General features: G+C 62.8%; 13 protein-coding genes. 4 read left to right on the top strand and 9 right to left on the bottom strand.

Annotated features, from left to right (window positions below):
- Positions 1 to 151: 151 nt before the first annotated feature.
- The gene (modA, locus tag ACFO24_RS00065) at positions 152 to 889 is read left to right on the top strand and encodes a molybdate ABC transporter substrate-binding protein (protein ID WP_377735934.1); all 738 of its coding nucleotides are present in this window, start codon (positions 152 to 154) and stop codon (positions 887 to 889) included.
- Between the two features lie 34 nt (positions 890 to 923).
- Here modA and ACFO24_RS00060 read toward each other — a convergent pair whose 3' ends face one another.
- The gene (locus ACFO24_RS00060) at positions 924 to 2,384 is read right to left on the bottom strand and encodes an aminotransferase-like domain-containing protein (protein WP_377735932.1); all 1,461 of its coding nucleotides are present in this window, start codon (positions 2,382 to 2,384) and stop codon (positions 924 to 926) included.
- Between the two features lie 92 nt (positions 2,385 to 2,476).
- Here ACFO24_RS00060 and ACFO24_RS00055 point away from each other — a divergent pair, with 92 nt between their 5' ends.
- Positions 2,477 to 3,121: a LysE family translocator gene (locus tag ACFO24_RS00055; RefSeq protein ID WP_207575727.1), complete on the top strand. Its 645-nt coding sequence runs from the start codon at positions 2,477 to 2,479 to the stop codon at positions 3,119 to 3,121.
- Positions 3,122 to 3,131: 10 nt separating this feature from the next.
- On the opposite strand, the gene ACFO24_RS00050 is transcribed toward ACFO24_RS00055, so the two are convergent.
- The 6 genes from ACFO24_RS00050 to ACFO24_RS00025 all read right to left on the bottom strand — a co-directional run bounded on the left by ACFO24_RS00050 (position 3,132) and on the right by ACFO24_RS00025 (position 8,417).
- Positions 3,132 to 4,007 (bottom strand): YkvI family membrane protein, encoded by an 876-nt coding sequence (locus tag ACFO24_RS00050; RefSeq protein WP_377735930.1) that lies wholly within the window; start codon positions 4,005 to 4,007, stop codon positions 3,132 to 3,134.
- A gap of 6 nt (positions 4,008 to 4,013) precedes the next feature.
- Positions 4,014 to 4,199 carry a hypothetical protein gene (locus ACFO24_RS00045; RefSeq protein WP_377735928.1) on the bottom strand — a complete coding sequence of 62 codons (186 nt, stop codon included), beginning with the start codon at positions 4,197 to 4,199 and terminating at the stop codon, positions 4,014 to 4,016.
- Between the two features lie 197 nt (positions 4,200 to 4,396).
- The gene (coaD, locus tag ACFO24_RS00040) at positions 4,397 to 4,885 is read right to left on the bottom strand and encodes a pantetheine-phosphate adenylyltransferase (protein WP_207575731.1); all 489 of its coding nucleotides are present in this window, start codon (positions 4,883 to 4,885) and stop codon (positions 4,397 to 4,399) included.
- A gap of 9 nt (positions 4,886 to 4,894) precedes the next feature.
- On the bottom strand, positions 4,895 to 5,611 hold the full coding sequence (gene rsmD, locus ACFO24_RS00035) for a 16S rRNA (guanine(966)-N(2))-methyltransferase RsmD (protein ID WP_377735926.1): 717 nt from the start codon (positions 5,609 to 5,611) through the stop codon (positions 4,895 to 4,897).
- Positions 5,608 to 6,993 carry a M16 family metallopeptidase gene (locus tag ACFO24_RS00030; protein ID WP_377735923.1) on the bottom strand — a complete coding sequence of 462 codons (1,386 nt, stop codon included), beginning with the start codon at positions 6,991 to 6,993 and terminating at the stop codon, positions 5,608 to 5,610. Before ACFO24_RS00030 ends, rsmD begins: the two co-directional genes overlap by 4 nt.
- A complete protein-coding gene (locus ACFO24_RS00025; protein WP_377735921.1) occupies positions 6,993 to 8,417 on the bottom strand; it encodes a M16 family metallopeptidase in 1,425 nt (474 codons plus the stop codon). The genes ACFO24_RS00030 and ACFO24_RS00025 overlap by 1 nt, the downstream gene beginning before the upstream one ends.
- Positions 8,418 to 8,574: 157 nt before the next feature.
- Between ACFO24_RS00025 and ftsY the strand changes: the two genes are divergently transcribed.
- Positions 8,575 to 9,828, top strand: coding sequence for a signal recognition particle-docking protein FtsY (gene ftsY, locus ACFO24_RS00020; protein WP_377736234.1), 1,254 nt, complete (start codon positions 8,575 to 8,577; stop codon positions 9,826 to 9,828).
- A 15-nt stretch (positions 9,829 to 9,843) separates the two neighbouring features.
- Here the strand turns inward: ftsY and ACFO24_RS00015 are convergent, their stop codons facing one another.
- Both ACFO24_RS00015 and ACFO24_RS13325 read right to left on the bottom strand, forming a co-directional pair.
- Positions 9,844 to 9,990 (bottom strand): hypothetical protein, encoded by a 147-nt coding sequence (locus ACFO24_RS00015; RefSeq protein ID WP_207576021.1) that lies wholly within the window; start codon positions 9,988 to 9,990, stop codon positions 9,844 to 9,846.
- A 4-nt stretch (positions 9,991 to 9,994) separates the two neighbouring features.
- Complete coding sequence (locus ACFO24_RS13325; protein WP_417286491.1) at positions 9,995 to 10,426, bottom strand: helix-turn-helix transcriptional regulator; 432 nt, start codon at positions 10,424 to 10,426, stop codon at positions 9,995 to 9,997.
- Positions 10,427 to 10,700: 274 nt separating this feature from the next.
- Here ACFO24_RS13325 and ACFO24_RS00005 point away from each other — a divergent pair, with 274 nt between their 5' ends.
- Positions 10,701 to 11,126, top strand: coding sequence for a pilin (locus ACFO24_RS00005; RefSeq protein ID WP_377735916.1), 426 nt, complete (start codon positions 10,701 to 10,703; stop codon positions 11,124 to 11,126).
- Positions 11,127 to 12,224: the final 1,098 nt, after the last annotated feature.

Raw genomic sequence — 12,224 nt, 5'->3', positions numbered from 1 at the left:
TGATAAAAGTTATGGTTTTATTGGTATGGGGGCTATTGTGACAAATACTAGCGCAAGTGACGCAGAATAAAACCGAAGCGCGCCAAGCCGCCAACCAACCCTCCCTGAAAAACCACTTCTACTCTATTTATTTCATTAACAAAAATTGACCATGCAAAAACTCCTTGGCTGCTGCGCAGCACTTGTGTTGTCCACTTCCCCGGCCCAGGCCGATACCGTGGCCGCCGCCGTCGCCGCCAACTTCAGTGCCCCCATGCAAGCCATCGCACCGCTGTTTGCCCAGGCGACGGGCCATGAAGCCCAGCTGTCGTTTGGGGCCACGGGCAAGTTCTACGCTCAAATCAATAACGGTGCGCCTTTTGATGTGCTGCTTTCGGCCGACAGCAGCACCCCCAGCAAGCTGGCTGCCGAGAAAAAGGCCGTTGCCACCAGCCAAATCACCTATGCCCAGGGCCAATTGCTGCTCTGGAGCGCCCAGCCTGGCTACGTCGATGGTGCCGGTGTCGTGCTGAAAACCGGCACTTGGAAGCACCTGGCACTGGCCAACCCCAAATTGGCCCCGTACGGCGCAGCCGGGCAAGAGGTGCTGCAACAGCTGGGCGTGGATGCCACGGGCCGCACCGTGCTGGGCGAGAACATTGCGCAGACTTACCAGTTTGTCGCCTCGGGGAATGCGCAGCTGGGCTTTGTGGCGGCCTCCCAAGTGATGAAAGATGGCCAACTGCAAAGCGGCTCGGCCTGGGTCATTCCGCAGGCGCTGTACAGCCCGATTCGGCAAGATGCCATCGTGCTGGAGCACGGTCGCAACAACCCCGCCGCCCAGGCCCTGCTGGACTACCTGCAGACCCCTGCGGCACGGGCCATCATGCAGGCCTACGGCTACCGCTAACTGCGCCAGCTGCTGACAACCGGCACGGCCCCGCTCACAAACACCGCCCCAGCACCGCCATACTGGCCGGGTCGTCGGCCATGGAGACGGGCAGGCGCAGCATGGTCGATGCCTGCTGGTTGGCCGAAAACAGCACCCCCGGCGCCAGCAGTACGCCCTGGGCGGCGGCTTTGCGGGCCAGTACTTCGGTGTCCTGCTGGGCATCCACCCAAACGAACATGCCCGCCAAAGGCTCCTGGCGCACCTGCAAGCCCAAGTGCTCGACCAACTTCAGGCAGCGCTGACGGGTGGTGTCCAAGCGCTCGCGCAGGCGCTGCACATGCTTGCGGTACTGCCCTTGGGCCAGGATGCGGTGGACCACGCGCTCGCCCAGCTCGGGGCTGGTCAGGCCGCTGAGCAGTTTGGCATCGGTCAGGGCGCAGATGCGTTCAGGCTGGGCGGCGATGTAGCCCACGCGCAGGCTGCCGGCCAGGGTTTTGGAAAAGCCCCCCACCAGCACCACCCGACGCAGGCGGTCCAGCGTGGCCAAGCGCATGGGCGGCTGGGGGGCGAAATCGGCGTAGGTGTCGTCCTCCAGAATCAAAAAGTCATGCTGCTCGGCCAGGCGCAGCACGTCGTACGCCACGGGCAGGCTCAGGCCAAAGCCGGTCGGGTTGTGTACCACGGTGTTGGTGATGAACAGCTTGGGCCGGTGCGCGGCGGCCAGGCGCTGCAAACTGTCCACATCCGGCCCATCGCGCAGGCGTGGCACGGCCAGCACCTGCACGCCCAAGGCCCGCAGCAGGCCAAACACCAGGAACCAGGCCGGGTCTTCGACCAGCACCGTATCGCCGGGGCGCAACAGGCTGCGCAGCACCAGATCCATGCCCTGGGTCACGCCGGTGACGGTCATCAGCTCCTGCTGCGGATCCACCGCCAGCCCCTGCGCCAGCAGGTAGGCGGCCAGTTGCTGGCGCAGCGGCGCATAGCCTTGCGGCGCACCATAGCCCAGCAGTTGCAGGCCAGCGCTGCGCCCCACGGTGCGCACGGCCGTGTTGAGCATGTCGTGGTCCAGCCAGCTGGCGGGCAGGATGCCGGTGCTGCCGTCAAACTGCGTGCCCTGGGTGGGGCGGAACATGCTGCGCAGCAAAAATGAAGTATCGAAAGCAGCATCCGCAGACAGGCCGGGCATTTGCGGTGCTTTTGCATCCACATTGTTGCTATACAAGCGCTGAGCGCTCACAAAAAAACCAGCACCTGGGCGGGAATGGGCCACGCCCTGGGCCACCAACCGGTCATAGGCCTGCACCACGGTGTCGCGGCTGACCCCGGCGCTGTCGGCCAGTTGGCGCACCGAAGGCAGGCGGGTGCCAGCGCGCAAGCTGTGGCCCGCCAGCAATTGCAGGCAGTGCTGCACCAGTTGCTCGACCAGGGGCGGCATGCCCGGCGCGCGCTGGGGCTGCCAGCCCAGGGCATTGCTGGCAGCGGCATGGACTGTGGGGGTGGTTTGATCCATACAGTAGGTCAATTGATTCGATAAAGTGTACGGCAACTGTACCGCTTAAACCCTCTAGGATGCCAGCATTGTTGTTACCGGAGCGCCGCTGTATGCCGCTGAATTTTGACCTCGCCCTCCTGCCCTCCAGCTCGGTGCTGCTGCCGCTGGCGGCGTTTATCTTTGTCAGCTCGATCACGCCGGGGCCCAACAATGTGATGCTGACCGCCTCGGGCGCAAACTTTGGCTACCAGCGCAGCGTGCCGCACATGCTGGGGATTTCGGTGGGGGCCACGCTCATGCTGTTGGTGGTGGGCGCGGGCTTGGGCGCAGTGTTTGCACGCTGGCCCCAGCTCTACACCCTGCTGCAATGGGTGGGCGCGGCTTACTTGGTGTGGCTGGCCTGGAAGATTGCCACCGCTGGCCGCGTGCAGACCGGGCAGGCCAAGCCCCAGCCGTTGAATTTTTGGCAGGCCGCAGCGTTTCAGTGGGTCAATCCCAAGGCCTGGCTGATGTCGGTGGGCGTGGTGGCGGCCTATACCTCGCCCACCGCCTACTGGGCCAGTCTGGCGCTGGGGGCAGGGGTAATGCTGGTGGTGAACTACCCCTGCATCAGCGTGTGGACGCTGTTTGGCAGCGTGATTGGCCGCTGGCTGCAATCGCCCCGTGCGCTGCAGATGTTCAATGGGGCGATGGCTGTTTTGTTATTGCTGTCGCTGTACCCTTTGCTGGCGGGCGGGGGGCACAGCGCCACGTAGCGAGGCGTTCTTAGGCGGCGACCGACGACTTGCCACGGTTGCGCAGCCAGTACACCAGCACGGCCGCAATCAGGGCCAGGCCCAAATACCCGAGCAGGGGGTACACGGTGCCGACCAGCTTGGTAAAGCCGGCAAAGCTCAGCAGCAGCCCCACCAGGCACGAGGCCAGCCCAATCAGGCGGAACTTCTTGGTGTTGGGCATGGCAAACCGGGCGGTAAATGCAAAGAACATGCCCACGCCGGTGCTGTAAATCATGCAGAACACAGAAACCATCATCAGCACGCCAATCCAAGAGCCCACGCCTTTGGCCAAGAGCACGGTGGGCATTTGCGCATTCTGAATCTGGTCAATGTTGAAAAACAGGCCGATGTTGAGCAAAAAGATCAGCGCCCCCAGCCCCAGACCGCCATAAATGCCGCCCCAGGTGGTGTTGCGCAGGTTCGTGTCGCTGCCAGCGAGCACGGCCAGCAGCGGAAAGCCCACCGCAATATTGAACGAGGCGTACAACAAGCCACTCAAGGCCCAATGGCCAGCGGCTTTCTCGCCCTGCACGGCGACGGCTTCCAGGGCGGCGGTATCGGCACCGCTGTTATTGAACAGGGCGTAGCTGACAACGATCACCACCATGACGATCAAAAACGGGGTCACCGCGCTGATCAAATCCACGATGCGGTGCAAATTCAGGCACAAGGTGGCGGCAATCACCACCGTCATGGCCACAGCCCCCACCACGGACGGCAAGCCCAAATGCTCTTGGAACAGCGAGCCCGAGCCCGCCAGCATGGCCACCCCCACCCCAAACAGGAAAAAGATCAAGGCCAAATCGACCAGCAAGCTCAGTTGTTTGCCAAAAATAGCCTGCAGCACTTCTTTGTGCGAATCCACCTTGAGCTAGGTGCCGATGCGGGCAATCTGCATGCCCAAAAACGCAAACAGCACGCCGGAGATGACCGTGCCAGCGACACCCATCCAGCCAAAGTTGGTGAAAAACTGCAGTACCTCTTGGCCGGAGGCAAAGCCGCCGCCAACGATGACGCTCATGTAGGCCGAAGCGATTTGAAAAATTTTCCGATTCATGGGATCTCTCTGCTTTGTAAACAGTGTGGTATGTGAATAAATAGTTTGTAGTTACTCACGCGCATGGCGTTCACCAATCAGTGCCGCCAGCGAAAGGGCACAATGATAGAGAGATTCATTCGCTGTTCTTTTGGGTGCAACCTATTGTTTACCCTAGATATTGGGGCATTTTCTTTGTCGCTAGGCCGACACGGAGATCAGCGCCCCAGCCGCGCTTGCAACGCTGCCAGCACAGTGGGCGACACCAGTTGGCCCACGTCGCCGCCCAAGGTGGCGATTTCGCGCACCAGGGTGCTGCTGATGCACTGCAGCTGCGGCGCGGGGGTGAGAAAGGCGGTGTCCACCTGCGGGCGCAGGTGGCGGTTCATGCTGGCCAGTTGCAGTTCGTAATCAAAATCGGTGCCCGAGCGCAGGCCGCGCACCATCACCTGGGCGTGGTGGGCCACGGCAAATTCAGTCACCAAGCCCTCGAACGGCTCCACGCGCACCTTGGGCATGTCGGCCAGCGCCTGGCGGGTGATGCTCAGGCGCTCGTCCAGGGTGAACAGTGTTTTTTTGTGGTGGGCCATGGCCACGGCGACGATGACTTCGCCAAACAGGGCACAAGCGCGGCGCAGCATGTCCTCGTGGCCCAGGGTGATGGGGTCGAAAGTGCCGGGAAAGACAGCGCGAACAAGGGTGGGCATGGCGAATCCTTACGGTGTTTTTTGCAGCAAATGGGCGTGGACGGCCCCGGCCTTCAGGTGGCGGTAGCGCACCAGCCCCAGGGGGGCCAGTTGCGCATCGTCCCACGCCTGCGGGGCTTCCAGATAAATAAAGCCATCGTGCGCCAGCACCTGCGCCGCTGCGGTCAAGGCGGGCACAAACAGGTTGCCAAGATCAAAGGGCGGGTCAATAAAAATCGCATGCCAATGGCCCGGGGCGCTGGCGTTGAGCGCGGCAATGCCATCGCCCCGCTGCACTTGAATCACCGCCTGCGCCCCCAGCTGGGTGCTGATGCGCTCCAGCTGCAAGGTCAGGCCGCCATCTTGCTCCACCAGCCGCACTTGCTGGGCCCCGCGCGAAGCGGCTTCAAAGCCCAAGGCCCCGGTGCCCGCAAAGGCATCCAGGCAGCGCCAGCCGGTCAAATCCTGCCCCAGCCAGTTGAACAAGGTTTCGCGCACGCGGTCGGGCGTGGGGCGCAGGCCGGGGCGCTGGGCAACACTGAGCTTGGTGCGCCGCCATTGGCCGCCGATGATGCGCACCTCGCCTGCACCATTTTTGCTAGCGCTTCGCGCTGATGGATTGGCGGCTTTATGGCTTTTTAACTCTTTAGCGTTAGCAATATCAGCCAGTTGGCGCTCTTGTATTTTTTTGAAGCGGGCCTCCATGGCCAAGGCTTCTTCAAGGGTGCGGACGCGGTTGCGGCTCATGGTTGTTTCTCTTGTTCAGTGGCAGAGGGGGCGGATGGCGACGCTGGGGCCTGTGCACCCAGCACCACGGTGACCAGCCGATCGGGCTGCCAGTGGCGCTGCAAGGCACTGCGCACATCGGCCACGGTGAGGGCTTGCAGGCGATGCGTCCAATGGTCTAAATAATCCAGCGGCAAATCATTCCAGGCAATGTTGGCCACGTTGCCCAGCAGCTTGCGGTTGCTGTCCAGGCGCAGGGCAAAGCCGCCGATCAGGTTGTCTTTGGCGGCTTGCAATTCGGCCTCGGTCGGGCCGTGGGCGATGAAATCGGCCAGCACCTGGCGGGTAATGGCCAGCGCCTGCTCGGCCTGGTCGGGGCGGGTTTTCAGGCCAATGGTGAACGCCCCGGCGTGCAGGCCCGGGGCCAGGCTGCTGGAGATGCCATAGGTCAGGCCGCGCTTTTCGCGCACCTCTTCCATCAAGCGCGAGGTAAAACCGCCCCCGCCCAGAATGTGGTCACCCAGCAGCAGGGCCAGAAAATCGGGGTCGCTGCGCCGAATGCCCGGCTGGCCAACGATGATTTGCGCCTGCGCGGCGGCAAAGGGGATGCGGATGTCCTGCGCCTGGGTCAGCGGCGGCACCTCGGCCACGGCGGGCAAGGCCGGGCAAGCGCCCAACTGGGGCAGGCGCTGCAGCAGCTGCGTGACCAGGGCATCGGTCTGGGCCTTGTCCAGCGCCCCAACCACACTCACCTTGGCGCGGCAAGGCTGCACGGTTTGGCGATAGAAGGCTTGCATGGCCGGGATGTCAATCTGGGCCAGCGTCTGCGCCGTGGTAAAGCGGCCATAAGGGTGGCCGCCATACACCGCCTGGGCAAAGGCTTTGCCGGCCACGGTACCGGGGCGGGTATCGGCCTCGGCCAGGCCCGCCGTCCAGCGCTGGCGCTCGCGCTGCCACACCTTGCCATCCCACAGCGGCTGGGCGATTTGGCGGCTGGCCAAGGCCGTCACCTGGGCCAGCAAAGCGGGCTGGGTCAGGCTGCGCAGGCTAAAGCTAAAGCTGTCGTTGCCCGCACTGGCCTCCAGGCTGGCCCCAAAATCGGCCCAGGCTTGGCCCAGGGCGTTTTCATCCAACGGTTTTTGCCCCTGCGCCGCTTGAATGCCTTTGCCCATCATCAGCGCGGTGGCATTGGCCAGCCCCTCTTGCCCCACAGGATCGCGGCGGCTGCCGCCATCAAACTGCAGTTGCACATCCACCATGGGAATGCTGGGGCTGTGCACCAGCCAGACCTGGGCCCCACTGGGCTGCTGCCAATGCTCAATCGGCAAAATAGCCAAGGCAGAATTTGCATAAAAAGTGGCAATAACGCTTACCAAACCTGCGCGAATAGCTATCTTTTTCATTATTTCACCTCGTGGCTGACAGGGCTTGGCACCCCGGCGACTGCGCCGTGCGCACCAGCGCGGGGTTGCGGGATGAGGGTGGCCACCGTCAGCCCATCCTCCCCAAAAAAGCGCCGCGCCACCGACTGCACATCGGCCGCCGTCACGCTTTGCACCTGCTCCAGCAAAAGATCATCGGCCTGCACGGGCAAGCCCAGCACCCAGTTGCTGCCCGCGTTTTGCGCCTGCCCCATGATGGAATCGCGGGCATACACCTGCCCCGCCTGCCACTGGGTTTTTACGCGCTGCAGCTCGGCGGCATCCACCCCGTCGCGGGCAATGCGCTCAATCTCAGCCCGCAAGCCGGCCTCCAGCGCGGCGGGCGTTTGGCCTTTGGCGGGCGTGCCAATCAGCAAAAAAGCCCCCGGCCCACGCCCCAACACATCGGCCCCGCTGCCGGCGCTATCGGCCAGGCGGGTTTGCACCAGGTGGCGCTCTAAGCGGGCACCGTCATAGCCATCGAGCACCGCCGAGAGCACCAGCAAAGCCAGCGCATCTTTGTCGTCGGCCGTCATGTCGGTCACCCGGCGCAGCGCCGGCACCTTCCAGGCCAAGGCCACATAGGCTTGCTCGGCCGGTTGCTTAACGCTGATGCGCTTAATGCCCAGCTGCGCCGGCTCGGTGCGCGGCTTGCGCTCGGGCAGCGCCCGGGCGGCCATGGGGCCGTAGTACTGCTGGGCCCAGGTTTTGACCTGCTGCGCATCGACATCGCCCGCCACCACCACGGCGGCGTTGTTCGGCGCATACCAGTCGCGGTAAAAGCTGCGGGCATCGTCGGGGCGCATGGCTTGCAAATCACTCATCCAGCCCACAATCGGGCGGCGGTAAGGGTGGGCGCTGAACATGGTGGCGTACAGCTGCTCCATCAGCATGGCGCGGGGGTTGTCCTCGGTGCGCATGCGCCGCTCTTCCTTCACCACCTCCAGCTCTTTGACAAATTCCTCATCCGGCCATTGGTTGTGGGCAAAGCGCTCGGCCTCCAGCTGCATCACCTCGGGCAGGCGGTGGGCCGGCACTTGTTGGTAATACCCGGTGTAGTCGCGGCTGGTGAAGGCATTTTCCTGTCCGCCCAAAGCTGCCACCCGGCGCGAAAACTCGCCCGGCGGCAAGGCTTTGGAGCCTTTGAACAGCATGTGCTCCAGCATGTGCGCCAAACCGCTGCGGCCATCGACCTCGTCCATGGCCCCGGTGCGCAACCACAGCATGTGCACCGCCGTTGGTGCGCGGCGGTCGGGCAAAACCAGCACTTGCAGCCCGTTATCCAGCGTAAATTGCTCTACTTTTTGAGAAGTTGCCCCCCCATCAACAGAGGGCGCAGGCGGGGTGTCAGCAGCCCCAGCATGCAAACTGAAGGCCAAACAAAATAGGGGTAGGAAGTGTTTCATAGAATCGGCTGATTCTAAGAAGTGCGCAATGTTCAGTTTCCTTAAAAAAAAATCTCCCCCACCCGCCCCTGTGGCTGACGATCCATCGGCCACGGCTGCGGCCCCTGCCGCCCCGCCTGTAGCCGCCCCCAGCGGAGCCATCGGCAAGCTGCGCTCCATGTTTGGCCTGGGCGACAAAACCCCGGTGGCCGCCCCAGTGCCACCCCCTGAGCCACCCGCCACCGCCCCGGCCCTGCAAGCCCCCCCACCGGCCAGCCCCCCAACGCCCGCCCCTACCACGCCGCCAGCGGTGCCCTCAGTAGCGCCTGCCACCAGCGTAGCCCCCACGCCCACCGCTGCACCGCGTCCGGCCGAGCCCATCGCGCCACCGGCCAGCGCCAGCCCGGCTGCCGTCACCACCGCACCGCCCCCCGCCGTGGTGGCCACGCCCGCTGCGCCCGCCAGCCCCGTGGCACCGGACTTACCGCCCCCCCCCGCCAGCCCCGAGCCGCAGGCCAAACCCCAGCCCGCCGAGCGCCAAGGCTGGATGGCCCGCCTCAAGGCCGGACTGCGCAAAACCGGCAGCAGCATCACCACCGTCTTTACCGGCACCAAGATTGACGATGCCCTGTACGAAGAACTGGAAGATGCCCTGCTCATGGCCGACACCGGCGTGAAAGCCACCGAAGCCTTGCTGCACGACTTAAAGCGCCGCGTCAAAGAGGCCAAGGCCACCGACCCCGCTGCCGTCAAAGCGCTGCTGGCCGAGGCCCTGGCCGACCTGCTGCAGCCGCTGGAAAAATCCATCGTCATCGGTGCCCACCAGCCCACCGTCATCATGGTGGCGGGGGTCAATGGCGCGGGCAAAACCACCTCCATCGGCAAACTCACCAAATACCTGGCCGACCACGACCAGCAGGTGCTGCTGGCCGCCGCCGATACCTTCCGCGCCGCAGCCCGCGAGCAACTGGGCGTGTGGGCCACGCGCAACACGGTAGAAATCGTCAGCCAGGAAGGCGGCGACCCAGCGGCCGTCAGCTTTGATGCCGTCACCGCCGGCAAAGCCCGGGGCAAAGATGTGGTGCTGGTCGATACCGCAGGCCGCCTGCCCACGCAACTGCACCTGATGCAAGAACTGCAAAAAATCAAGCGCGTCATCACCAAAGCCGACGGCAGCGCCCCGCACGAGGTGCTACTGGTCATTGATGGCAACACCGGCCAAAACGCCCTGCACCAGGTCAAAGCCTTTGACGAAGCCCTGGGCCTAACGGGCCTGATCGTCACCAAACTGGACGGCACCGCCAAGGGCGGCGTGCTGGCCGCCATTGCGCAGGAAAAACCCATTCCGGTGTACTTCATCGGCGTGGGCGAGCAGGTGCAAGACCTGCAAACCTTCAATGCGCGGGAGTTTGCCCAGGCGTTGCTGGGGTAAGCACCTAAACACGTTCTAAGTCAGCACCGCATCCAGCAAGGCCTGCAACTGCGCCGTGGCAATGGGGTGGCCTTGCATCGCGGCCTTGGCCAGCCACATCAGCGACTCATAATGGCCTTGCTGCGTACCCGTATTTGCCGCCACCGTGGCCAACCAGTGCATGGCATCACCATGGTTTTGCTCCGCCGCTAGGTGCAGCCAATACAGGGCTGGCTGGCTGGCTGGCTGGCTGGCTGGCTGGCTGGCTGGCTGGCTGGCTGGCTGGCTGGCTGGCTGGCTGGCTGGCTGGCTGGCTGGCTGGCTGGCTATTTTCCACCCTTGGCACCGCGCGTGGGCTGGTATAGAGCCACGCCCCCAGATCCACCTGGGCCTGCGCATCGCCCGCATCCGCTTGGCACAAGCGGTGTAAGTCCTGGGCACCGAACACTAGCCCGGTATGGCCCTGCATCCACCCCTGCAACCCCTCCAGCGCCAGCACCGCCCGGTTGCGGGCATCTTTGCCGGTGCTGGTCAATTCCCCATCAGCCACCCGCCGCCACAGTGTGCGGCGGCTGATGCCGGTCATGGCCTCGGCCGCATCCAGACTGATACTTTGCATAGTGCCTCCTTGTAGTGAGCGGGAATTCTAAGAGCGTGTGCCACCGCGCAGCACCTTTGGGGTAGCGCCACAGCGGCCCCACCCTCTTTGGCACACCACTGTCTGTGCCAATGCGGTGCTGGCACGGCCATGCTGGGCCAAGGTGGGAGGGATTGGCACGGCTAAGGGTGTGCCAAGGGAAGGGGATGGGCCTTTTGCCCAGGGGCTGAAAAGTTGGCATGGGGTTTGCTTATAGAGATGCGTGTTCATTTTTTTACTCTCTAAGGAGCTGGTTATGAAACGTACTCTGCGTTCTGTGCAAAAGGGTTTTACTTTGATTGAGCTGATGATCGTGGTGGCGATTATTGGTATTTTGGCGGCGGTGGCGTTGCCGGCGTATCAGGATTACACGGCTAAGGCAAAAATGTCTGAAGTCGTTCTCGCTGCAAGTTCTGCACGGACTTGTGTCAGTGAAATCAACCAAGGGGCCAAAGATTTGTCAACGGCTGATTTCACTTCATGCTCCAGCACTGCAGCAACACAATATGTTAATAAAGTTGATGTCGATGCGGCTGGTGTTATTGTTGCAGAGGGTTCCATCGACGGTACCACTGTTACAGTAACTTTGACCCCAACTCCTGCTGATGCAACAACGGGCCCAATTACGGGTTGGACATGCACGGGTGATACACCCAAATGGATGCCCGGCAGCTGCAAATAATTTTTGCAGGCTTAAACTAAAAGCACCTTCGGGTGCTTTTTTTATTTCCGCTGGCCGGGTTTCGCGCCCACCCCCCGTAGGGGCGAACCTATGTGTTCGCCCTGATTCCATGGTTCATGCCTGCGGCACCTGGGCAGACACGCAGGTCTGCCCCTACTGGCATTGGCCTTCATATGCTTTTTTTATTTCCGCTGGCCGGGTCTCGCGCCCAACCCCGTAGGGGCGAACCTATGTGTTCGCCCTGATTCCATGGTTCATGCCTGCGGCACCTGGGCAGACACGCAGGTCTGCCCCTACTGGCATTGGCCTTCATATGCTTTTTTTATTTCCGTTGGCCGGGTTTCGCCCCCACCCCCGTAGGGGCGAACCTATGTGTTCGCCCTGATTCCAGGATTCATGCCTGCGGCACCTGGGCAGACACGCAGGTCTGCCCCTACTGGCATTGACCTTCATATGCTTTTTTTATTTCCGCTGGCCGGGTCTCGCGCCCAACCCCGTAGGGGCGAACCTATGTGTTCGCCCTGATTCCAGGATTCATGCCTGCGGCACCTGGGCAGACACGCAGGTCTGCCCCTACTGGCATTGACCTTCGGGTGCTTTTTTTATTTCCGTTGGCCGGGTCTCGCCCCCACCCCCGTAGGGGCGAACCTATGTGTTCGCCCTGATTCCAGGATTCATGCCTGCGGCACCTGGGCAGACACGCAGGTCTGCCCCTACTGGCATTGACCTTCATATGCTTTTTTTATTTCCGTTGGCCGGGTCTCGCCCCCCGTAGGGGCGAACCTATGTGTTCGCCCTGATTCCATGATTCATGCCTGCGGCACCTGGGCAGACACGCAGGTCTGCCCCTACTGGCATTGGCCTTCATATGCTTTTTTTATTTCCGCTGGCCGGGTCTCGCGCCCACCCCCCGTAGGGGCGAACCTATGTGTTCGCCCTGATCCCAGGATTCATGCCTGCGGCACCTGGGCAGACACGCAGGCCTGCCCCTACTGGCATTGACCTTCATATGCTTTTTTTATTTCCGCTGGCCGGGTCTCGCCCCCACCCCCGTAGGGGCGAACCTATGTGTTCGCCCTGATTCCATGGTTCATGCCT

The sequence above is a fragment of the Comamonas denitrificans genome, from assembly GCF_042654745.1.
Taxonomy (GTDB): Bacteria; Pseudomonadota; Gammaproteobacteria; order Burkholderiales; family Burkholderiaceae_C; genus Comamonas; species Comamonas denitrificans.
Note: the sequence above shows the minus strand (reverse complement) of the source record. Positions and strands in the feature narration are given on the sequence as shown.

Coding starts and splice junctions, on each gene's coding strand:
- ACFO24_RS00045 (WP_377735928.1), bottom strand. CDS start 4,199: ATGAATCGGAAAATTTTTCAAATCGCTTCGGCCTACATGAGCGTCATC.
- ACFO24_RS13325 (WP_417286491.1), bottom strand. CDS start 10,426: ATGCAAAGTATCAGTCTGGATGCGGCCGAGGCCATGACCGGCATCAGC.
- rsmD (WP_377735926.1), bottom strand. CDS start 5,611: ATGAGCCGCAACCGCGTCCGCACCCTTGAAGAAGCCTTGGCCATGGAG.
- ACFO24_RS00055 (WP_207575727.1), top strand. CDS start 2,477: ATGCCGCTGAATTTTGACCTCGCCCTCCTGCCCTCCAGCTCGGTGCTG.
- ACFO24_RS00015 (WP_207576021.1), bottom strand. CDS start 9,990: ATGCACTGGTTGGCCACGGTGGCGGCAAATACGGGTACGCAGCAAGGC.
- coaD (WP_207575731.1), bottom strand. CDS start 4,885: ATGCCCACCCTTGTTCGCGCTGTCTTTCCCGGCACTTTCGACCCCATC.
- ACFO24_RS00030 (WP_377735923.1), bottom strand. CDS start 6,993: ATGAAAAAGATAGCTATTCGCGCAGGTTTGGTAAGCGTTATTGCCACT.
- ftsY (WP_377736234.1), top strand. CDS start 8,575: ATGTTTGGCCTGGGCGACAAAACCCCGGTGGCCGCCCCAGTGCCACCC.
- ACFO24_RS00005 (WP_377735916.1), top strand. CDS start 10,701: ATGAAACGTACTCTGCGTTCTGTGCAAAAGGGTTTTACTTTGATTGAG.
- ACFO24_RS00025 (WP_377735921.1), bottom strand. CDS start 8,417: ATGAAACACTTCCTACCCCTATTTTGTTTGGCCTTCAGTTTGCATGCT.
- modA (WP_377735934.1), top strand. CDS start 152: ATGCAAAAACTCCTTGGCTGCTGCGCAGCACTTGTGTTGTCCACTTCC.
- ACFO24_RS00060 (WP_377735932.1), bottom strand. CDS start 2,384: ATGGATCAAACCACCCCCACAGTCCATGCCGCTGCCAGCAATGCCCTG.